Annotated in this window: 19 protein-coding genes; 14 read left to right on the top strand and 5 right to left on the bottom strand. The window is 55.5% G+C overall.

All coding sequences use genetic code 11. The features are described 5' to 3' along the window. Position 1: 1 nt before the first annotated feature. Positions 2–796, top strand: coding sequence for a metal-dependent hydrolase (locus tag ACOTX1_RS03195; protein WP_015570819.1), 795 nt, complete (start codon positions 2–4; stop codon positions 794–796). A gap of 297 nt (positions 797–1,093) precedes the next feature. Beyond that, a complete protein-coding gene (gene ptsG / locus ACOTX1_RS03190; protein WP_003857942.1) occupies positions 1,094–2,527 on the top strand; it encodes a PTS glucose transporter subunit IIBC in 1,434 nt (477 codons plus the stop codon). 141 nt (positions 2,528–2,668) lie between these two features. Here the strand turns inward: ptsG and fhuE are convergent, their stop codons facing one another. Further along, positions 2,669–4,858: a ferric-rhodotorulic acid/ferric-coprogen receptor FhuE gene (gene fhuE / locus ACOTX1_RS03185; protein ID WP_263521501.1), complete on the bottom strand. Its 2,190-nt coding sequence runs from the start codon at positions 4,856–4,858 to the stop codon at positions 2,669–2,671. A 353-nt stretch (positions 4,859–5,211) separates the two neighbouring features. On the opposite strand from fhuE, the gene hinT reads away from it, so the two are divergent. The 8 genes from hinT to ACOTX1_RS03145 all read left to right on the top strand — a co-directional run bounded on the left by hinT (position 5,212) and on the right by ACOTX1_RS03145 (position 11,295). Beyond that, a complete protein-coding gene (hinT, locus tag ACOTX1_RS03180; RefSeq protein ID WP_006809243.1) occupies positions 5,212–5,571 on the top strand; it encodes a purine nucleoside phosphoramidase in 360 nt (119 codons plus the stop codon). Position 5,572: 1 nt separating this feature from the next. Beyond that, the gene (locus ACOTX1_RS03175; protein WP_003857939.1) at positions 5,573–5,947 is read left to right on the top strand and encodes a YcfL family protein; all 375 of its coding nucleotides are present in this window, start codon (positions 5,573–5,575) and stop codon (positions 5,945–5,947) included. Between the two features lie 13 nt (positions 5,948–5,960). Beyond that, positions 5,961–6,605 (top strand): penicillin-binding protein activator LpoB, encoded by a 645-nt coding sequence (gene lpoB / locus ACOTX1_RS03170; protein ID WP_085929697.1) that lies wholly within the window; start codon positions 5,961–5,963, stop codon positions 6,603–6,605. Next, positions 6,586–7,410: a thiamine kinase gene (gene thiK / locus ACOTX1_RS03165; protein ID WP_023315817.1), complete on the top strand. Its 825-nt coding sequence runs from the start codon at positions 6,586–6,588 to the stop codon at positions 7,408–7,410. Before lpoB ends, thiK begins: the two co-directional genes overlap by 20 nt. 11 nt (positions 7,411–7,421) lie before the next feature. After that, on the top strand, positions 7,422–8,447 hold the full coding sequence (gene nagZ, locus ACOTX1_RS03160) for a beta-N-acetylhexosaminidase (protein ID WP_023315818.1): 1,026 nt from the start codon (positions 7,422–7,424) through the stop codon (positions 8,445–8,447). 31 nt (positions 8,448–8,478) lie between these two features. Further along, the gene (ycfP, locus tag ACOTX1_RS03155; RefSeq protein WP_006809239.1) at positions 8,479–9,021 is read left to right on the top strand and encodes an alpha/beta hydrolase YcfP; all 543 of its coding nucleotides are present in this window, start codon (positions 8,479–8,481) and stop codon (positions 9,019–9,021) included. A 236-nt stretch (positions 9,022–9,257) separates the two neighbouring features. Further along, positions 9,258–10,562, top strand: a complete 1,305-nt coding sequence (locus ACOTX1_RS03150) for an NAD(P)/FAD-dependent oxidoreductase (protein ID WP_022650789.1) — start codon at positions 9,258–9,260, stop codon at positions 10,560–10,562. 193 nt (positions 10,563–10,755) lie between these two features. Next, positions 10,756–11,295 carry a glycine zipper 2TM domain-containing protein gene (locus ACOTX1_RS03145; protein WP_017384715.1) on the top strand — a complete coding sequence of 180 codons (540 nt, stop codon included), beginning with the start codon at positions 10,756–10,758 and terminating at the stop codon, positions 11,293–11,295. Between the two features lie 59 nt (positions 11,296–11,354). On the opposite strand, the gene ACOTX1_RS03140 is transcribed toward ACOTX1_RS03145, so the two are convergent. Further along, entirely contained in the window at positions 11,355–11,990 is a 636-nt protein-coding gene (locus ACOTX1_RS03140; protein ID WP_263521500.1) for a TetR/AcrR family transcriptional regulator, read from the bottom strand. Between the two features lie 245 nt (positions 11,991–12,235). Here ACOTX1_RS03140 and bhsA point away from each other — a divergent pair, with 245 nt between their 5' ends. Beyond that, entirely contained in the window at positions 12,236–12,493 is a 258-nt protein-coding gene (gene bhsA, locus ACOTX1_RS03135; protein ID WP_006809234.1) for a multiple stress resistance protein BhsA, read from the top strand. Between the two features lie 77 nt (positions 12,494–12,570). Here bhsA and ldtC read toward each other — a convergent pair whose 3' ends face one another. From ldtC to ACOTX1_RS03120, 3 genes are all read right to left on the bottom strand, one after another. After that, positions 12,571–13,536: a L,D-transpeptidase LdtC gene (ldtC, locus tag ACOTX1_RS03130; protein ID WP_022650791.1), complete on the bottom strand. Its 966-nt coding sequence runs from the start codon at positions 13,534–13,536 to the stop codon at positions 12,571–12,573. A 144-nt stretch (positions 13,537–13,680) separates the two neighbouring features. Beyond that, positions 13,681–17,127 carry a transcription-repair coupling factor gene (gene mfd / locus ACOTX1_RS03125; RefSeq protein ID WP_023315819.1) on the bottom strand — a complete coding sequence of 1,149 codons (3,447 nt, stop codon included), beginning with the start codon at positions 17,125–17,127 and terminating at the stop codon, positions 13,681–13,683. A 145-nt stretch (positions 17,128–17,272) separates the two neighbouring features. Further along, on the bottom strand, positions 17,273–18,346 hold the full coding sequence (locus ACOTX1_RS03120) for an acyltransferase family protein (RefSeq protein WP_023315820.1): 1,074 nt from the start codon (positions 18,344–18,346) through the stop codon (positions 17,273–17,275). Positions 18,347–18,602: 256 nt separating this feature from the next. On the opposite strand from ACOTX1_RS03120, the gene lolC reads away from it, so the two are divergent. The 3 genes from lolC to lolE are packed head-to-tail and all read left to right on the top strand — an operon-like array spanning position 18,603 to position 21,740. Then, a complete protein-coding gene (gene lolC / locus ACOTX1_RS03115; protein ID WP_017384712.1) occupies positions 18,603–19,802 on the top strand; it encodes a lipoprotein-releasing ABC transporter permease subunit LolC in 1,200 nt (399 codons plus the stop codon). Next, positions 19,795–20,496 (top strand): lipoprotein-releasing ABC transporter ATP-binding protein LolD, encoded by a 702-nt coding sequence (gene lolD, locus ACOTX1_RS03110; protein ID WP_015570809.1) that lies wholly within the window; start codon positions 19,795–19,797, stop codon positions 20,494–20,496. Before lolC ends, lolD begins: the two co-directional genes overlap by 8 nt. Further along, entirely contained in the window at positions 20,496–21,740 is a 1,245-nt protein-coding gene (gene lolE, locus ACOTX1_RS03105) for a lipoprotein-releasing ABC transporter permease subunit LolE (protein ID WP_003857918.1), read from the top strand. The genes lolD and lolE overlap by 1 nt, the downstream gene beginning before the upstream one ends. Positions 21,741–21,748: the final 8 nt, after the last annotated feature.

Below are 21,748 nucleotides of genomic sequence, written 5' to 3'. Positions count from 1 at the left end.
TATGTTTTTAGTCGACTCACACTGCCATCTCGATGGCCTGGATTATCAATCCCTGCATAAAAATGTGGACGACGTGCTGGCGAAAGCCGCCGCGCGCGATGTGAAATTTTGCCTGGCCGTGGCGACCACGTTGCCGGGTTACCGCTCCATGCGTGAACTGGTAGGCGAGCGCGATAATGTCGTCTTCTCCTGCGGTGTGCATCCGCTGAATCAGGATGAAGCTTACGACGTTGAGGATTTACGCCGTCTTGCCGCAGAAGAGGGCGTAGTGGCGATGGGCGAGACCGGTCTGGACTATTTCTACACCCCCGAAACAAAACCTCGCCAGCAGGAATCCTTCCGCAACCACATCCGTATTGGCCGTGAGCTGAATAAGCCGGTTATCGTTCATACCCGCGATGCGCGCGCCGACACGCTGGCGATCCTGCGGGAAGAAAAGGTGACGGATTGCGGTGGCGTACTACACTGTTTCACAGAAGACAGAGAAACGGCGGGTAAGCTGCTTGATTTAGGCTTTTATATTTCATTCTCGGGGATTGTCACGTTCCGCAATGCTGAGCAACTGCGTGATGCGGCGCGCTATGTTCCGCTGGATCGTATTCTGGTGGAAACCGATTCCCCGTACCTGGCGCCGGTGCCTCATCGCGGCAAAGAGAATCAGCCAGCGATGACCCGGGATGTCGCTGAGTATATGGCCGTTCTGAAAGGTGTCAGTATTGAAGAGCTGGCTCGCGTGACAACGGAAAACTTCGCCAGCCTGTTCCATATCGACCCCGCCCGCCTGCAATCTGTCTGATACACCTGTTATTTTTAGGCTCGTAATTAATAAGTAAAACGAGTAAAGTTCACCGCCTCATTTGGGGCGGTGATGGCGTTTTTAGACACATCCAGACATGCTTTATGTAAATATCTGCAAGTTTTTTGGCCGTCTTGAACTGAAACGTGATAGCCGTCAAACAAACTCAGAGGGAATTATTTTACTCTGTGTAATAAATAAAGGGCGCTTAGATGTCCTGTCCACGGCGCGGTACTCCCCCCGGGCCAATGCGTGAAAACGTAAAAAAAGCACAAATACTCAGGAGCACTCTCAATTATGTTTAAGAATGCATTTGCTAACCTGCAAAAGGTCGGTAAATCGCTGATGCTGCCAGTATCCGTACTACCTATCGCAGGTATCCTGCTGGGTGTCGGTTCTGCAAACTTCAGCTGGCTGCCAGCCGTAGTTTCCCACGTGATGGCCGAAGCAGGCGGTTCTGTTTTTGCTAACATGCCGCTGATCTTCGCTATCGGTGTTGCTCTGGGCTTCACCAATAACGACGGTGTATCTGCTCTGGCGTCCGTTGTTGCTTACGGCATCATGGTGAAAACCATGGCTGTGGTTGCGCCGCTGGTACTGCATTTACCTGCTGAAGAGATTGCCGCTAAGCATCTGGCGGACACCGGTGTTCTCGGTGGTATCATCTCCGGTGCGATTGCAGCGTATATGTTTAACCGCTTCTATCGCATCAAGCTGCCTGAGTATCTGGGCTTCTTCGCGGGTAAACGTTTTGTGCCGATCATTTCTGGTCTGGCCGCGATTTTCACCGGTGTGGTTCTGTCTTTCATCTGGCCACCAATCGGTACGGCAATCCAGACCTTCTCTCAGTGGGCGGCTTACCAGAACCCGGTTGTGGCGTTCGGTATCTACGGCTTCATTGAGCGCTGCCTGGTACCATTTGGTCTGCACCACATCTGGAACGTTCCATTCCAGATGCAGATTGGTGAATACACCAACGCAGCAGGCCAGGTGTTCCACGGCGACATCCCACGCTACATGGCGGGTGACCCAACGGCAGGTAAACTGTCTGGTGGCTTCCTGTTCAAAATGTACGGTCTGCCAGCTGCCGCAATTGCGATTTGGCACTCTGCTAAACCAGAGAACCGTGCAAAAGTGGGCGGTATTATGATCTCCGCAGCGCTGACCTCGTTCCTGACCGGTATCACCGAGCCGATCGAGTTCTCCTTCATGTTCGTTGCGCCGATCCTGTACATCATCCACGCGGTACTGGCAGGTCTGGCATTCCCAATCTGTATCCTGCTGGGTATGCGTGACGGTACGTCCTTCTCTCACGGTCTGATCGACTTCATCGTTCTGTCCGGTAACAGCAGCAAGCTGTGGCTGTTCCCAATCGTGGGTGCAGGCTACGCAGTGGTGTACTACACCGTCTTCCGCGTGCTGATCAAAGCACTGGACCTGAAAACGCCGGGTCGTGAAGATGCAACGGAAGACAGCAAAGCCGGTGCGACCAGCGAAATGGCGCCTGCTCTGGTAGCTGCTTTCGGCGGTAAAGAGAACATCACTAACCTGGACGCGTGTATCACTCGTCTGCGTGTGAGCGTTGCCGACGTTGCGAAAGTAGACCAGCCGGGTCTGAAAAAACTGGGCGCAGCGGGCGTCGTTGTTGCAGGTTCTGGTGTTCAGGCAATCTTCGGTACGAAATCCGATAACCTGAAAACTGAAATGGATGAGTACATCCGCAACAACTAAGCTGTGACCTGGGGAGACTAAGGCAGCCGAATGGCTGCCTTTTTTATTATTGCGGCTTGTGGTGCCGGGTGGCGGCTGCGCCTTACCTGGCCTACGTGATGGGTAGGCCCGGTAAGCGCAGCGCCACCGGGCTTCTGTCACTCAGAAATCGTAGCTCGCGCTCACCGAGACGTTCAGCGGCGCGCCATACACCGCATACGATCCGACGTAGTCGTAATACTCTTTGTCGAACAGGTTGTTGACGTTAGCCTGTACCGCAAAATCTTTGGTGACCTGATAACGGCTGAACAGGTTCACCAGCCCATAGCTGCCTTGCTCCGCGCGGGAACGTCCTGCCGGGCCGCCTTCCACGTCCGTCCACACTTTGTTCTGCCAGTTTACGCCACCGCCCACGGTCAGTTCCGGCAGCATTGGCAACTGATAGCGGGTGAAGAGCTTCATGGTTGTGCGCGGCTGATCGGAGCTGACGGCGTTGCCATTCTTATCTTCTGCGATGTAACGCGTCGCGCCGAAGGTCAGCTGCCAGTTATCGGTCAGGGCACCGTTAAGCTCGAACTCGACCCCTTTGCTGACCACCCCGTCCAGCGATTCATAGATCGACTCACCGCTCGGCATGTAGGTGTAGGTATTGCTGGCGACGTTATCCTGCTCAATGCGGAAAATCGCCAGTGAGGTGGTGAGGCGGGTATTAAACCAGTCTGCCTTCACCCCGGCTTCGTAGCTTTTGCCCGTGGTAGGGTCGAGATAACGTCCGTTGGCATCGCGCTTATCCTGCGGCTGGAAGATAGAGGTATAGCTGACGTAGGTCGACCAGTCCTCATTGATGTCATACACCAGGCCAGCGTACGGCGTGACATCATCTTTGGTGCTTTCCAGACGGGTATTCGGCGATCCTGCCGGGTTATAACGAATATTGTATTGGGTGTAGCGCGCGCCCAGGATCAGGTGCAGCGGATCGGCCAGCGAGAAACGAGCCGAAGAATAGGCTGAAGACTGGCGAATATCATCCTTGCTGTAGAGTTTCCACGGCGTCCACTGCGGATCGGCGATGTTCCCGTTCCAGTTCTTAAAGTTGCCGACATCCACCATGCCGTATACCGCATCCGGCATGGAGTTGTCGTAATGGTTACGCTGACGGCTGAAGCTGCCGCCGAACATCATTTCGTGCTGACGGCCAAAGAGATCGAAGCCGCCGCGCAGGAAGGCGTCAACCGCATCCTGTTTACGTTCCCCGCGGTTCCAGCCGCCGTAACCCACCAGGCCCGCGCCGGTCTCTTTATCCGGATAGCCGGGCATATACATCAGCTTAGAGTCAAAGTTGGTTTCAGCGTGCATACCGTTGATGTGCGCTTCCCAGCCATTATCGAAACGCTGAGTCAGGTTAGCGAAGATGCGGGTGCTGTCTTTATCTGAATAAGCCCAGTCAGGCGCAACGGTCTGGCTGCGATTGTAGTGGGTCGTACTTCCGTCGCTGTACCAGGTCGGCAGTCCGCCCCAGGTTGGGTCGGCGGTATGGCTTTCCTGATACTCATACCCTACCGAGAGAGTCGTGCTGTCGGTGACATCCGCGTCCATCACGCCGTAGAGGAATTTCTTCCGGTAGTGGTAGTTATCCACGAAGCTGTCGTTGTCCTGATAACCGGTGATCAGACGACCCCGTACCTTACCTGACTCTACCAGCGGCGCCTGGAGATCCAGCACGTAACGCTGCTTGTCCCAACTGCCGTAGCTGGCGGAGACGTTACCTTTAAATTCCGGGCTGTCCGCGTGCTTACGCACCATATTAACGTACGCCGCCGGGTTCCCCGTGCCGGACATCAGGCCGGTGGCGCCGCGAACCACTTCAATGCGGTCATAAATCGCGGTATCGGCGGCGGTATCACCAAAGTTCCACACTTCACTGATGGAGGTTGGCAGGTCGTCATAGGCGTAGTTGCTGACGAAAAAGCCGCGTGAGTAAAACACGGTACGGTCGCTGTCCTGCACCTGGGCCGTAATGCCCGTGGTGTTCGTCAGCACCTGTCCGATGGATTGCAGATTCTGGTCAGCCATACGTTGCTGGCTGATAACGCTGACGGACTGAGGGATGTCGCGGGGAACCAACAACAGTTTGGTGCCGGTGGTGGTGGTTTTTACGCTGTAATCCTGATCCTGGCTGGCAGAAAGATCCTGTGTGTTGTCAAAACCCCCGTCAACGACAACGGTATCTTCGGTGGTTGAAGCAGCGAAAGCGGCGGTTGGCGTCAATGCCATAGCAATGCAGGCGGCCAGCAACGAAGGTGTTGCGGCAGGCTGACGTTGCCCATCCCTGGTGTGATTAATGAAAGACATCATCAAACCCTTAGTGAATGGTGAAGGTATTTCGCGACAGTCCCGCTAGCACGGGCTGACGTCGTTTTCTATGTTAAAAATGCGCATGAAAATGCAAATGCGAAATATACGCATTGTGATTAACGCTGTAAACAGATGTTTCGGGATGAACTGAAATAAGGTTTCAGAAAAGAAATGTCCTAAAGCGATGCCTCTTCAGCCAGATGGGGGACAATCAGGAAAGAAATCACGGGAGAAGGTTGAAAGGACAGGAGAAACTCGCTCATACTCTTGTCTTGTGTCACGCAGTAAATCAGACAATGTGTGTTAACAACGGACGCACGACGCCAGATTAAACTTAAAAGGAAAAGGTCATGGCTGAAGAAACGATTTTCAGTAAAATTATCCGCCGCGAAATTCCGTCGGATATTGTCTATCAGGATGAACTGGTCACGGCTTTCCGCGACATTTCTCCCCAGGCGCCGACGCACATCCTTATTATTCCCAATATTCTGATCCCGACCGTTAATGACGTTAAAACCGAGCATGAAGTGGCGCTGGGCCGTATGCTGACGGTGGCCGCGAAAATCGCTGAGCAGGAAGGGATTGCTGAAGACGGATACCGTTTGATCATGAACTGTAATCGCCATGGCGGCCAGGAAGTCTATCATATTCATATGCATCTGCTGGGTGGACGTCCACTGGGACCGATGCTGGCACATAAAGGTCTTTAATATGTTAACTGGGCGTATTGCAGCGCTGATCGTGACGCTGGTAATGGTTGGGTGCAGCGCGCGTCCCGCCATCCCGGTCAGTGAAGAACAGACGCTGGTGATGGAGTCCTCAGTGCTTGCTGCGGGCATCACGGCGGAGAAGCCTTCGCTGACCATAAGTGAAATCCAGTCTTCAGCCTCTTCTACGCTCTATAACGAAAGGCAAGAGCCAGTGACGGTGCATTATCGCTTCTACTGGTATGACGTGAGAGGTCTTGAGATGCACCCGCTTGAGGCGCCGCGCAGCGTGACCATCCCGGCAAGATCGTCGGTCACGCTCTACGGCAGCGCCAGCTATCTGGGTGCACATAAGGTGAGACTTTATCTTTATTTGTAAGGAGTGAACCTTGATTAAAACAATGAGCCGTTATGCGCTCCTGAGTGCCTTTGCACTCTTTCTGGCGGGTTGTGTGACGCGAACGGAAGAACCTGCACCGGTGGATCAGGCGAAGCCGGGAACGGAACAGCCAACAACGCCAGCGCAGCCTGTTCCAACCGTGCCGTCTGTACCGACCATTCCGGCGCAGCCTGGCCCGATCGAACATCCGGACGACACCGCACAGCCTGCGCCGCGAGTACGCCACTATGACTGGAATGGCGCAATGCAGCCGATGGTGGGCAAAATGTTGCAGGCACAGGGTGTTACGCCCGGCAGCGTGCTGCTGGTGGACAGCGTGAACAACCGTACAAACGGTTCCCTGAATGCGGGAGAAGCGACGGAAACCCTGCGCAACGCGCTGGCAAACAACGGTAAATTTACGCTGGTCTCTGCTCAGCAGCTCGCGGTCGCCAAGCAGCAGCTTGGTCTGTCGCCTCAGGACAGCCTGGGTTCGCGCAGTAAAGCGATTGGTATTGCCCGCAACGTTGGCGCGCAGTATGTCCTTTATTCTAACGCGACAGGCAACGTGAACACGCCGTCGTTGCAGATGCAGTTAATGCTGGTTCAGACCGGCGAAATTATCTGGTCAGGTAAAGGTGCCGTTACGCAACAATAAGCGCACGCGTCATGATGTCCTGACGCGTTATTTCCCTCAATACCATGTTATCGCGCCGCAAGCCCCCGCCGGGCTTGGCGGCGCGAGTTGCATTATTGAGCATGGCGACCATCGGCTGGTTTTACGTCAGCATCACGATGCCGCCGCGCCTGCCTCCCATTTTCGTCGCCAGTTCCGCGCCCTGAAGCGCCTGCCCGCCGACCTTGCGCCACAACCTCATCTCTTTATCAGAGACTGGATGGCGGTGGCGTTTATTGCGGGTGAGATCAAAAGCGAGCTTCCCGATACGCCTGCGCTGACAGCCATGCTGTATCATCTGCATCGCCAGCCGCGTCTGGGCTGGCGGGTAACGTTACTTCCTTTGCTGGATCACTACTGGCAGCAGGCCGCGCCTGGACGACGCACGCCCTACTGGCTGGCGCAGCTTAAGCGGTTGCGTAAAGCGGGAGAGCCGCAGGCGTTACGTCTGGCGCCGCTGCATATGGATGTCCACGCGGGGAATATCGTTCATACCACGGCAGGCGAGAAACTTATCGACTGGGAATATGCCGGAGACGGTGACGTGGCGCTCGAACTTGCTGCGGTCTGGATGCCTGATGAGGCGTCGCGCGAGCAGCTGATAACCGCCTATGCCCGAAACGCCAACATCAATGCGCTCACCCTTGCGCGGCAGGTCGCGCGCTGGCGTCCGTGGGTGTTGATGCTGATGGCGGGATGGTTTGAAATGCGCCTTCAGCAGACAGGTGACAAACAATTTATTGCGCTGGCAAATGATGCCTGGCGTCAGTTACAAACGAAAGGATAAGAGAGGTTGGTGTGGGTCCAGTAATGTTGGATGTCGAAGGGTTTGAGCTGGATGCGGAAGAGCGCGAAATTCTGGCACATCCGCTGGTAGGGGGGCTGATTCTTTTCACCCGCAATTATCATGATCCGGAGCAGTTGCGTGAGCTGGTTCGCCAGATCCGTGCGGCGTCGCGCAATCACCTGGTGGTGGCCGTAGACCAGGAAGGTGGGCGTGTGCAGCGTTTCCGCGAAGGGTTTACCCGTTTACCCGCCGCGCAATCTTTTGCTGTGCTGCTGGGGATCGAAGAGGGCGGTCAACTGGCGCAGGATGCCGGCTGGCTGATGGCCAGCGAGATGATCGCCATGGATATCGACATCAGCTTCGCCCCGGTGCTGGACGTAGGACACATTAGCGCGGCAATTGGTGAGCGTTCGTATCATGACGATCCGCGTATTGCGCTGGCAATGGCGACGCGCTTTATTGACGGTATGCATGCTGCGGGCATGAAAACCACCGGCAAACATTTTCCGGGCCACGGGGCGGTGACGGCAGATTCCCATAAAGAAACCCCGCGCGATCCGCGCCCGGAAGCAGACATTCGCGCTAAAGATATGTCGGTTTTCCGCTCGTTGATCGCTGATAACAAGCTGGATGCCATCATGCCTGCGCACGTCATATACAGTGAGGTCGATCCGCGTCCAGCCAGCGGCTCTCCACACTGGCTGAAAACCGTGCTGCGTCAGGAGTTAGGCTTCAATGGCGTAATTTTCTCTGACGATTTATCCATGGAAGGGGCGGCGATTATGGGTAGCTATGCCGAACGTGGGCAGGCTTCGCTGGATGCGGGTTGCGATATGATCCTCGTCTGCAATAATCGTAAAGGGGCGGTGAGCGTGCTGGATAACCTGTCGCCGATCAATGCTGAACGTGTTACACAATTGTATCATAAAGGTTCATTTAGTCGTCAGGAGCTGATGGACTCGGCGCGCTGGAAAACGGTAAACGCCCGGCTTGAAGCCCTGAACGAGCGCTGGCAGGCACATAAAGCAGCCCTTTAATTCATCCCGGAAGGCGTAGCGTGGTGAGACGATGATCATCTATTTACACGGTTTTGACTCAAACAGTCCTGGTAATCATGAGAAAGTGCTGCAATTGCAGTTTATCGATCCGGATGTCCGGCTGATCAGTTACAGCACTCGTCATCCGAAGCATGACATGCAGCATCTGCTTAAAGAAGTGGATAAAATGTTGCAGCTCAATATCGACGATCGCCCGCTGATCTGCGGCGTGGGGTTAGGAGGATACTGGGCAGAGCGCATCGGTTTTTTGTGCGATATCCGTCAGGTCATTTTTAATCCTAACCTGTTTCCGAACGAAAACATGGAAGGCAAAATCGATCGCCCGGAGGAGTACGCCGACATCGCCACCAAATGCGTGAGCAATTTCCGTGAAAAGAACCGCGATCGGTGTCTGGTGATCCTCTCCCGCAACGATGAAGCGCTGAACAGCTCCCGCGCCGCCGAGCTTCTGCACCATTACTACGAAATTGTCTGGGACGAAGAGCAGACCCACAAGTTCAAAAACATTTCCCCGCACTTGCAGCGTATTAAAGCCTTTAAAACGCTGGGCTGATCTCCCTGAACCTGATAAAGGCCCGGTACGTGAAAGCGTACCGGGCCTCTTTTTTGTCAGAGTTGTCTACTTTTAAACCATCAAAACTTGATACATATCAATTTTGGTATGACCAATGCGCCTGACGTGCTATTCTCAATGAATCTGAACGGTTTCAGCGCAGTAACCTGTTGTTAATTAAGGGTTATTTATATAACTTTTAATTAACAATTGGTTAATAATTTGAGGGGGGCACGTTGACTACGCCATTGAAAAAGATAGTGATTGTCGGCGGTGGTGCTGGCGGACTGGAGCTGGCGACGCAGCTGGGTAAGAAACTGGGTCGCGGTAAGAAAGCCAAAATCACGCTGGTGGATCGTAACCACAGCCATCTGTGGAAGCCGTTACTGCACGAAGTGGCGACCGGGTCGCTGGATGAGGGCGTGGATGCGCTCAGCTATCTGGCGCATGCGCGTAACCACCACTTCCAGTTCCAGCTGGGTTCGGTGGTGGATATCAATCGTGAAAACAAAACCATCACGCTGGCTGAGCTGCGTGATGATAAAGGCGAGTTGCTGGTTCCTGAGCGCAAGCTGGCCTATGACACGCTGGTGATGGCCCTGGGCAGTACCTCCAATGATTTCAACACCCCAGGCGTAAAAGAGCACTGCATCTTCCTGGATAACCCGCATCAGGCGCGTCGTTTCCATCAGGAGATGCTTAACCTGTTCCTGAAGTACACCAACAACATGGGTGCTAACGGCAAGGTCAACATTGCTATCGTGGGCGGCGGCGCAACGGGCGTTGAATTATCGGCGGAGTTGCACAATGCGGTCAAACAGCTGCACAGCTACGGCTACAAAGGGCTGACTAACGAAGCGCTGAATGTGACGCTGGTGGAAGCAGGTGAACGCATTCTGCCTGCGCTTCCGCCGCGTATTTCCGGCGCGGCGCACAACGAGCTGACTAAACTGGGCGTGCGCGTGCTGACCCAGACCATGGTGACCAGCGCGGATGAGGGCGGCCTGCATACCAAAGACGGCGAGTACATCCAGGCCGACCTGATGGTCTGGGCTGCGGGGATCAAAGCGCCTGATTTCATGAAAGATATCGGTGGGCTGGAGACAAACCGCATTAACCAGCTGGTGACAGAGCCGACGCTGCAAACCACGCGCGATCCGGACATCTTCGCCATCGGCGACTGTGCCTCCTGCGCACGTCCGGAAGGCGGATTTGTACCGCCTCGCGCTCAGGCTGCGCACCAGATGGCAAGCCTCGTGCTGCATAACATCCTGGCGCAGATAAAAGGCAAACCGATGAAAGCCTATGTCTACAAAGACCACGGCTCTCTGGTGTCGCTCTCAAACTTCTCCACCGTGGGCAGCCTGATGGGTAACCTGATGCGCGGCTCCATGATGGTGGAAGGGCGCATCGCCCGCTTCGTGTACATTTCTCTGTACCGTATGCACCAGATTGCGCTGCACGGCTACTTCAAAACCGGCCTGATGATGCTGGTTGGCCGCATCAACCGCGTGATCCGTCCACGCCTGAAGCTGCACTAATTTCTCTCTCCCTCCGGACCCTCCGGAGGGAATTCTTAGCACATCATGCTGTGCATTTCCCTCCTGACGCTTAAGAGTTCTCTTAAACCCACGTTGTCCCGGCCAACAACCCTGATTTTGATCCTTTATCTTATTGGCGAAGCGTTTATTGCGCTGCAAAATTGCTACCAATTGCAACAAAGGAGGAAGTCCCGTGAATAAATCAATGTTGGCGGGTATAGGGATTGGCGTCGCAGCTGCGTTAGGTGTGGCTGCCGTTGCCAGTCTGAACGTACTTGATCGTGGCCCGCAGTATGCGCAGGTGGTTTCCGCTACACCGATCAAAGAGACGGTCAAGACGCCTCGTCAGGAGTGCCGTAATGTTTCTGTCACCCATCGTCGTCCGGTTCAGGATGAAAACCGTATCGCTGGCTCCGTGCTGGGCGCGGTTGCTGGTGGGGTGATTGGTCATCAGTTTGGTGGCGGCCGTGGTAAGGATGTCGCGACGGTGGTTGGTGCGTTGGGTGGCGGTTATGCCGGTAACCAGGTGCAGGGCGCGATGCAGGAAAATGATACCTACACCACAACGCAGCAGCGCTGTAAAACCGTGTATGACAAGTCTGAAAAAATGTTGGGCTACGACGTAACCTACAAAATTGGCGATCAGCAGGGCAAAATCCGCATGGATAAAGATCCTGGTACGCAGATCCCTCTCGACAGCAATGGTCAGCTGATACTGAATAACAAAGTGTAAAAAAGATGTTCTCTGAACTTAGCTCCTCATGCGCTCAGGCTGAGGAGCTTTTTTTTGCGTCAGAGTTTAAGAAGTTCAGGCCACAGGCGCAGCGTTGTGTGCGTAATCCCCTGCAATTTTTCCAGCGTCGCGCCTTCACGGGCGCTGATGGACATCCCCTGTAAAATACAGCTCAGATACTGGGCCAGCTCCTGCGGACGGCAATGCGCCGGGATTTCGCCGCGCAGCTGACGCTGAGCCAGAAACGTGCTGAGCGTCTCCTCCTGCATCGCATGTCGCGATTTGACCGTGTTGGCAATCTCTTTAGACGATGCCGCGAGGGTCGCGGAGGTGTTGATCATAAAACACCCCGCAGGCGTGTCCTTGCTGGTATAGCAGGTCGCGATTGCCGTGAAATAATCCTGTAATACCTGCTCAACCGTTTTTTCTTCACAGAATAGCTGGGCTTCATGTTTTGCCGCGAAGCGCGAGATGTATCTGTCCAGAACGGCCCGGAATAAGCCTTCTTTGTTGGTGAACTCTGCGTACAGGGTAGGGGCTTTAGCACCCGTAGCTTCCACGAGATCGGAAAGCGACGTGGCTTCATACCCATGCTGCCAGAAGAGCGTCATGGCCTTATCGAGCGCCGCATCCCTGTCGAACACTTTTGGTCGGCCACGGCTTTTCTTTGCGCAACGCGTGACATCGGTTGTCATGTGCCGTTGGTCCTCTGTTGTTTTGTTGAATAGTCATTATAAAAATAAACGTCTGCAACGACCAGCGGTGATTTCTGAAAAATAATTTAATTTTATCTTTTTGAAATATAAGGCAAATGAAATTAATTTAACGATCATTATAAAAATGAGTTGACGTGTGACCTGGATCACATCTATCATTTACCTATCGATCGTTAACTAAATAACTAACGACCACTACATCATCTGCCTAAAGGTATAAAATCATGAAAAACGTTAAAACCCTCATCGCTGCCGCCGTTCTGAGTTCACTCTCTTTCGCAAGCTTCGCTGCTGTTGAAGTACAATCCACTCCAGCAGACCAGCAGAAAGTCGGTACCATCTCTGCCACTGCCGGGACTAACCTGGGCTCTCTGGAAGATCAGCTGGCGCAAAAAGCTGACGAAATGGGTGCGAAATCATTCCGCATCACCTCTGTGACCGGTCCTAACACCCTGCACGGTACCGCAGTTATCTACAAATAAGCGTAACGCAACCCTCCGTTATGCCACTGCAATAAAAAACGCCCTGCTGATGCAGGGCGTTTGTCGTTATTGCTGCTTTACATTGACTGCTGAGCAACCTCATGATGCCGCGTAACATCGGTTGGCATCCCCGAACGTGCTTCCATCGCCCGCTCCATCACTGCGCCATCGGTGTTGGCATTCGTTTTAAAGCTCACCATTGAGGCATTCAGATTAATCGGCAGCGTCTGCGGATCGTCATTGATGTTTTTCGATAGCGGCTGGTGGATCTCAACCAGACGGACGCCACCTGGCTCTTCAGACACTTTAATCGGCGTATTAATGATATTCACTTTCGTGCCAGGGGCGATCACGCGGTAGAGCGTTTTGATATCGTCATCGCGCAGGCGAATGCAGCCGGAGCTGACGCGCATCCCGATCCCGAAATCCGCATTCGTTCCGTGCAGAAGATAAACCCCACCATATGCCGCCAGGCGAATTGCATGATGTCCCATCGGATTATCCGGGCCAGCAGGTACCACGGCGGGCAGGTCGATACCTTGAGCTTTATAACGGGCGCGAATGTTTGCCGTCGGGGTCCAGGTAGGATTAGCGCGCTTATCAGAGACGGTGGTGACCATGGTAGGTGTGAGCGTATCGCCCCCCAGTTGACCAATACCGATAGGGTAGACGGTCACTTCGTTCTTGCCCGGCGGGTAGTAATACAGACGTAGCTCGGCGAGGTTAATCACAATGCCCTGACGCGGCGCGTCCGGCAGGATGGTTTGCAGCGGAATCGTCAGTACGCTGCCCGCCCGGGGCACGTACGGATCTACGCCCGGGTTGGCCTGCAACAGCGCCAGGAACCCGACGTTATATTTTTTGGCAATCGCTTCCAGCGAGCCGCCATCGTTTTCAACCACGTGAAAGCGGTTTTCACCTACGACGTTGCTGCCGGCGGGCGGAAGAGGCCAGGTATTGGCGCGAGCAGGGAGCGCGACGGCAACCGTCGCGGCCAGCGCAACCAGAGTTAACCAGCGGGTAAAACGCGAAGAAATCATCATTATGATAATCCATACAAATGATAAGGTTATTGTTTTATAAGGCGTTAATGATAATTATGGCGAATGTATAGTCGGGAAGATCGGGCGAAGTGCAAAGAGTTTGTAAATTGTCCCCCACCAGCCGGGCGCTGGCGGGGGAAACCGTTATGCGATGGCGTTCTCTTCCAACTGACGCATAAAGTTACGCACCCAGTCCATGCGGGTTTTACGTTCCGTCAGATCCTGAGTAAATTTCAGACGCGTAGGGCCATCAAGACGGAAATGCTGCGGCTGTTTTTGCAGGAGGCCAATCAGCCACATCGGATCGACGTGGTTCTTTTCGGCAAACTCAATTACGCCGCCTTTCTCATTGCCTTCAAGTTTGCGAATGCCCAGCTTCTGCGCCTGCTGACGCAGGCGGGCAATATCCAGCAGGTTGCGCGCCGCATCGGGCAATATCCCAAAACGGTCAATCAGTTCGACTTTGATCTCTTCCAGCTCGCCTTCGCTTTTCGCGCTGGCAATGCGTTTGTAGAACGACAGACGGGTATTCACGTCAGGAATAAAATCATCCGGCAGCAGGGAAGGCATGCGCAGTTCCACTTCGGTCTGCTGGCTGGTGAGATCTTCCAGAGACGGTTCACGTCCGGCTTTAAGCGCGTCGACGGCATTTTCCAGCAGCTCCATATACAGCGAGAAACCGATGGTTTCCATGGAGCCGCTCTGGTCTTCACCCAGCAGCTCACCGGCGCCGCGGATCTCCAGGTCGTGGGTCGCCAGCGCAAAGCCAGCGCCCAGATCTTCCAGCGAGGCGATCGCTTCCAGACGCTTTTGCGCGTCGGTGGTCATTGCCTTCGGATGCGGCGTCAGCAGCCAGGCGTAGGCCTGATGGTGCGAACGCCCGACCCGCCCGCGCAGCTGGTGCAGCTGAGCCAGGCCGAAGTGATCCGCCCGTTCGATGATGATGGTGTTCGCCGTCGGAATGTCGATTCCGGTCTCAATGATGGTGGTACACACCAGCACGTTAAAGCGCTGGTGGTGGAAATCGTTCATTACCCGCTCCAGCTCGCGCTCGCGCATCTGGCCGTGACCAATGGCGATGCGCGCTTCCGGCACCAGCTCTGCCAGCCTGTCGGCGGCTTTCTGAATATTTTCAACGTCGTTGTACAGGTAATAGACCTGGCCACCGCGCAGCACTTCGCGCAGGATCGCCTCGCGCACCACCAGATTGTCGTACTCGCGAACAAAGGTTTTCACCGCCAGACGGCGCGCCGGTGGGGTAGCGATTATCGACAGATCGCGCATGCCGCTCATCGCCATGTTCAGGGTGCGCGGGATCGGCGTTGCGGTCAGGGTCAGAATGTCGACGTTGGCGCGCATCGCTTTGATGCGCTCTTTGTGGCGCACCCCGAAGCGGTGCTCTTCGTCAACGATCAGCAACCCCAGATCTTTCCACTTCACGTCACTTTGCAGCAGCTTGTGAGTGCCGATCAGAATATCAATTTTGCCTTCACTTGCCTGTTCCAGGATCTGCGTCTGCTCTTTGGCACTGCGGAAGCGGGACAACATTTCGATACGTACCGGCCAGTTGGCGAAGCGGTCGCGGAAGTTGTCGAAGTGCTGCTGGGCAAGAAGGGTGGTCGGCACCAGCACCGCCACCTGCTTGTTGTTCTCAACCGCCAGGAAAGCGGCGCGCATCGCCACCTCGGTTTTACCGAAGCCCACGTCGCCGCAGACTAAGCGATCCATCGCCAGCGGCTGGCACATGTCGCTCAGCACGGCGTTGATGGCCTGGGCCTGATCCGGCGTAGTTTCAAACGGGAAGCTGTCGCAGAACAGCTGGTACTGCTCTTTATCATGCTTAAACGCATACCCTTCTTTGGCCGCACGCTGAGCGTAAATATCCAGCAGCTCGGCGGCCACGTCGCGCACTTTTTCCGCCGCTTTCTGGCGTGCACGCGCCCAGGCATCGCCGCCCAGCTTGTGCAGCGGCGCATTCTCTTCCGCGCCCCCGGCGTAGCGGCTGATCAGATGCAGGGACGACACCGGAACATACAGCTTGGCGTCGTTAGCGTAGGTCAGCATCAGGTATTCACCTTTGATGCCACCTGCTTCGAGGGTGGTCATCCCCTGATAGCGACCCACACCGTGTTCCAGGTGAACAATCGGCTGACCGGGGTGCAGTTCGGCCAGGTTGCGGATCAGGGTGTCCGGGTTGATGGTGCGACGGCTGTCCTGACGACGGCGCGCGACGCGCTCGCCCAGCAGGTCGCTTTCACATATCAACGCCAGGTTATTGAGCGTATCAATGAATCCGTGCTCGGCGGCGCCGATCATCAGGTAACGGCCATTTCCGGTCGCTTCGCTCAGGCGAAGAATACGCTTTGGCGCGACTTTGATCCTTCCCAGCAGTTCGCCCAGCGCTTCACGGCGACCTTCACTTTCAACGGAGAAGACCACCGGCCCGGTGAAGGACTCAAGAAACTTGCGCAGATTATCGAGCGGGGATTTCTGCTGCGCCTGAACGGCCAGGTCAGGCAGCATCCGGAAGGCGAGGTTAGTGTTGGCGGCCTTATCGGCAAGCGAATCGGTTTTGAGCTGCATACGCGGCCAGCGTTTCAGCTCGGCGTTGAGCTCGTCGGTACGCAGCCACAGCATTTCCGGCGGCAGCAGCGGACGCATCGGGTCAACGCCCCGGTTTTCAAAGCGGGCGCGCGTTTCGCTTTCAAAGCGGCTGGCGCTGGCGTCGATATCCCCGGTGTTAACAATCAGCGTATTTGCCGGGAAGTAGCTGAACAGCGCCGGCAGCGGTTCGTTAAAGAACAGGGGCTGCCAGTACTCGATCCCGGCCGGAAGGGTGCCTTTGCTGACCTGCTGGTAGATATGTTCGGCATCACGCTTCACGTCGAACCTGTCGCGCCACTGGCTGCGGAACAGTTCGATGGCGGTTTTATCCGTCGGGAACTCATGGGCGGGCAGCAGATTAATAGAGTCCACTTCCTCCAGCGTGCGCTGGGTGTCGGCGTCGAACACGCGCAGGCTGTCGATCTCATCATCGAAGAAATCCAGACGGTACGGCTGATCGCTGCCCATCGGATAAAGATCAAGCAGCGCACCGCGCGTCGCGTATTCGCCGTGCTCCATCACCTGATCGACATGTCGATAGCCGGCTCCATCCAGCTGCACGCGCAGGGCATCGCGCGACAGGCGCTGGCCTTTTTTCATCACCAGCGCATGGCCGTGCAAATAGCTGTGCGGGCAGACACGCTGCATCAGGGTATTCACCGGCACAATCAGCACGCCGCGCTGCATGGTGGGGAGCTGATACAGCGTCGACAGGCGCGAGGAGATGATCTCCTGGTGCGGAGAGAAACTGTCGTAGGGAAGCGTTTCCCAGTCGGCCAGGCTGAATACCAGACTGTCGGTGAACTGACGAATTTCGTCGTGCAGGCGCAGGGCGTTTTGCATGTCCGGGGCAACCAGCACCACCGGCCCTGGATGCCGCTCGGCAATTTCCGCCACCAGCGTGGCGCAGGCCGCGCCTGTCAGTTCGCCCAGCTGGCGTTGGTCACCTGCTTTTACAGGCAAGGAAAAACGATAGTGTTCAGGCATGGCTATGTCAGAGTCTCTTGGGGATATACCAACAGTATTGGGGCATATCACTGATACGCAATGTCTTTATTATCCTCGATCGTTATGCATAAGCAAATCGTAACCGCACAAGAGGGAAAGTGCCCCCGGATGGGGGCCGAGGAGATTAACGGGTAGCAGTCTGTGGAGAAAGCCGCGCGGGAGGGGAGAAGAAAAGATCGCCAAAGAGGGCGGTTGAGAGCTTACGTGCCCCCAGCCCAACCAGCGTGCAGACGAGCAGGCTGATAAACGGATAGACCAGAATCAGCGTTAACTCCGCCCAGATCGGCCAGTACGCCGCATTCATTTCGCGAATCAGGAGCAGGCTAAACGCCTCAATTAAAATGCGGTGGGTGGTATAAATCGCGATGGTGTTTGAACCGATGACGTTCAGCAGATTATTGGGATGAACGGCATAACGCTGCTCGAAGCTGTAAAAGAGCTTCATGATGACCACGATCGACAGCAGTGAGAGCGGCAGAGGAACATTAGCGAACCACAGCACTACCGACACCGCGCCAGAGGCGAGAAGTACCAGCCAGCTGCGGCGCAAATTCATCCCTTTCATCCACGCCATCAACTGCGCGCCGTACCATGCGCCGAGGCTGTAGTAGATCATGTTGCGCACCACGCTGTTCATTCCCCACCACGGTAACGGCAGGAAGTTGATTGCGATGCTTGCCAGCGCCAGAATCCCCAGCATCGGCAGTTTCCAGCGGCTCAGCAGCTTACAGAGCGTAAAGTAGACCACTAACGCGTATAAATACCACAGGCTGGTGCTGGCCGTGAGCATTCCCAGTACAAACCCTGAAACGGAATCGGCGTAGGCCGCATTGGATGCTGTCGCCAGTTCTCGCTCTGGGGCGAGCCAGGCATTCAGATGGGTCAGCGCCTGCCATTGCAGGACGCCCCACAGGGCCAAAACCCAGACGATGCTCCAGATCCGCTTGTCGAGACTGGTGCGCCAGTTCACCTCGTCGATATAACGACGGATCAAATAGCCGGAGATAAAGAAAAACACCGGCATACGGAACGGGGCAAGGTAAAGATTAAAGTAGACCCAGCATTTGGCGAGCAGGCCCGATAACGGATGCTGTAGCCCGTCAAGGTGAGGATAAAAGGTGATCACCGAGTGGTAAATTACCACCAGGCAGATGCACAGGCCTTTTATCTGGTTAATCCATAATGCTTTTTGTTTCATGGTGCGTGACGACCTTGTTGCCATAAACGAAACGCCGATTGTTGTAAAATGAAGCCCTGATGTAATGGGTAACAGTCTGTATCAGGACGATTTTCGGAAAAGGTGGAGACTGTCTGGCGGAAGTTCAGTCAGTAGCATGATGATTTATCTGAATTTTTCGGAAAAATGATTACCGAATCTTACGGTTTCAGTCATTTACGCTTAACGGATTCGCTTATATACTCGTGGGTCTGCTATCAGCAAACAGACGGATTTCATGTATCAACCTGTCGCACTCTTTATAGGCTTACGTTACATGCGTGGGCGCGCCGCGGACCGCTTCGGTCGCTTTGTCTCCTGGCTTTCGACTATTGGCATTACGCTTGGCGTGATGGCACTGGTGACGGTGCTTTCCGTCATGAACGGCTTCGAGCGCGAGCTGCAAAACAATATCCTGGGGCTGATGCCGCAGGCCGTTCTCTCTTCCACTCAGGGTTCCGTTAATCCGCAACAGCTGCCGGAAAGCGCGGTGAAGTTACAGGGTGTCACGCGCGTTGCGCCGCTCACGACGGGCGATGTGGTGCTGCAAAGCGCCCGTAGCGTGGCGGTCGGGGTGATGCTGGGTATCGATCCCGCGCAAAAAGATCCGCTGACGCCGTTCCTGGTCAATGTGAAACAAACCGACCTGGAAGCGGGTAAATACAACGTCATCCTCGGCGAGCAGCTTGCCGGGCAGCTCGGGGTCAACCGTGGCGATCAGCTGCGCGTGATGGTGCCGTCAGCCAGTCAGTTTACGCCGATGGGGCGTCTGCCAAGCCAGCGCCTGTTCAACGTGATTGGCACGTTTGCGGCGAACAGCGAAGTTGATGGTTACCAGATGCTGGTGAACATTCAGGACGCCTCGCGTCTGATGCGCTACCCCGCGGGAAATATTACCGGCTGGCGTCTGTGGCTTGATGCGCCGCTGAAGGTGGATACCCTCAGCCAGCAGACGCTACCGGAAGGGACGAAATGGCAGGACTGGCGCGACCGGAAAGGCGAACTGTTCCAGGCCGTGCGCATGGAGAAAAACATGATGGGGCTGCTGCTGAGCCTGATCGTGGCCGTTGCCGCGTTTAATATCATCACCTCGCTCGGGCTGATGGTGATGGAGAAGCAAGGCGAAGTCGCCATTCTGCAAACCCAGGGGCTGACTCCGCGCCAGATCATGGCGGTATTTATGGTCCAGGGCGCCAGCGCCGGCATCATCGGCGCGCTGCTCGGTGCGGCGCTGGGGGCGCTGCTCGCCAGCCAGCTCAACAATCTCATGCCGATTATCGGCGCGCTGCTTGATGGCGCGGCGCTGCCGGTGGCTATCGAGCCGCTCCAGGTGGTCGGTATTGCGTTGGCCGCGATGGCCATTGCGCTGCTTTCTACGCTTTATCCTTCCTGGCGGGCTGCCGCCACTCAACCCGCTGAGGCTTTACGTTATGAATAAGATCCTGTTGCAGTGCGACAACCTGTCCAAACGCTATCAGGAAGGCACTGTGCAGACCGACGTGTTGCACAATGTGAGTTTTAGCGTGGGCGAAGGCGAGATGATGGCGATTGTCGGCAGCTCCGGCTCCGGTAAAAGTACGCTGTTGCACCTGCTTGGCGGGCTGGACACGCCAACCGAAGGCGATGTGATCTTCTCCGGGCAGCCGCTGAGTAAAATGTCGTCTACGGCGAAAGCCGAGCTGCGTAACCGTGAGCTAGGTTTTATCTACCAGTTCCACCATCTGCTGCCGGACTTTACGGCGCTGGAAAACGTCGCAATGCCGCTGCTGATTGGTAAAAAGAAACCCGCGGAAATTAATGCCCGCGCCAGCGACATGCTAAAAGCGGTAGGGCTGGGTCATCGCGGGAATCACCGTCCGTCTGAGCTTTCCGGCGGTGAGCGTCAGCGTGTGGCCATCGCCCGTGCGCTGGTCAACAACCCGCGCCTGGTGCTGGCGGATGAACCGACAGGTAACCTCGATGCGCGTAACGCAGACAGCATTTTCCAGCTTCTCGGCGAACTGAACGCCGCGCAGGGAACCGCGTTTCTGGTGGTCACCCACGATTTACAACTGGCTAAGCGGATGGGGCGTCAGCTGGAAATGCGCGACGGTCGTCTGAATGCTGAACTGACGCTGATGGGAGCGGAGTAATGGCTTCACCGTTATCGTTACTCATCGGGTTACGCTTTAGCCGCGGTCGTCGCCGGAGCGGGATGGTTTCCCTTATCTCCGTGATCTCCACCATCGGTATCGCCCTGGGCGTGGCGGTGCTGATTGTGGGCTTAAGCGCCATGAACGGCTTTGAGCGTGAACTGAATAACCGCATTCTGGCCGTTGTCCCTCACGGTGAAATCGAGCCGGTTAACCAGCCGTGGTCCAACTGGCAGGATGCCCTGAACAAAGTGGAAAAGGTGCCCGGTATTGCGGCGGCTGCACCTTACATTAACTTTACCGGGCTGGTAGAGAGCGGGGTAAACCTGCGCGCCATTCAGGTGAAAGGGGTAAATCCTCGTCAGGAAGAGCGTCTGAGCGCGCTGCCGCGCTATGTGCAAAATGGCGCATGGGCAAACTTTAAGGCCGGCGAGCAGCAGATTATCATGGGCAAAGGCGTTGCCGATGCGCTGAAGGTGAAGCAGGGCGACTGGGTCTCGATCATGATCCCGAACGCCAGCGCTGATCACAAATTGCAGCAGCCTAAGCGCGTACGTCTGCACGTCACCGGTATTTTGCAGCTGAGCGGCCAGCTCGATCACAGCTTCGCGATGGTGCCGCTGGAAGATGCACGCCAGTATCTGGATATGAGCGACAGCGTGACGGGCATTGCCATTAAGGTTAACGACGTCTTCAACGCCAATAAACTGGTGCGTGACGCTGGCAGCGTGACCAATAACTATGTCTACATCAAAAGCTGGATCGGCACTTACGGGTATATGTACCGTGATATCCAGATGATCCGCGCGATTATGTATCTGGCGATGGTGCTGGTGATTGGGGTGGCGTGTTTTAATATCGTCTCGACGCTGGTGATGGCCGTTAAGGATAAGAGCGGCGACATCGCCGTGCTGCGTACCTTAGGGGCGAAAGACGGTCTTATTCGCGCCATCTTCGTCTGGTACGGTTTACTGGCGGGGCTGTTTGGCAGCCTCTGCGGCGTGGCGATCGGCGTGGTGGTTTCCCTTCAGCTGACGCCGATTATCAACGGGATTGAAGCGCTTATTGGCCATCAGTTCCTGTCAGGCGATATCTATTTTATTGACTTCCTGCCGTCTGAACTGCACTGGCTGGACGTTATTTATGTGCTGGTTACAGCACTTTTACTGAGTCTGCTGGCAAGCTGGTATCCGGCGCGTCGCGCTAGCCGAATTGATCCGGCGAGGGTATTAAGTGGCCAGTAATTTCGTCA

Source organism: Enterobacter cloacae complex sp. IR5401, from assembly GCF_049238425.1.
In the GTDB taxonomy this organism is placed as follows: domain Bacteria; phylum Pseudomonadota; class Gammaproteobacteria; order Enterobacterales; family Enterobacteriaceae; genus Enterobacter; species Enterobacter hormaechei_C.
This window is presented reverse-complemented; position numbering and strand designations above follow the sequence as displayed.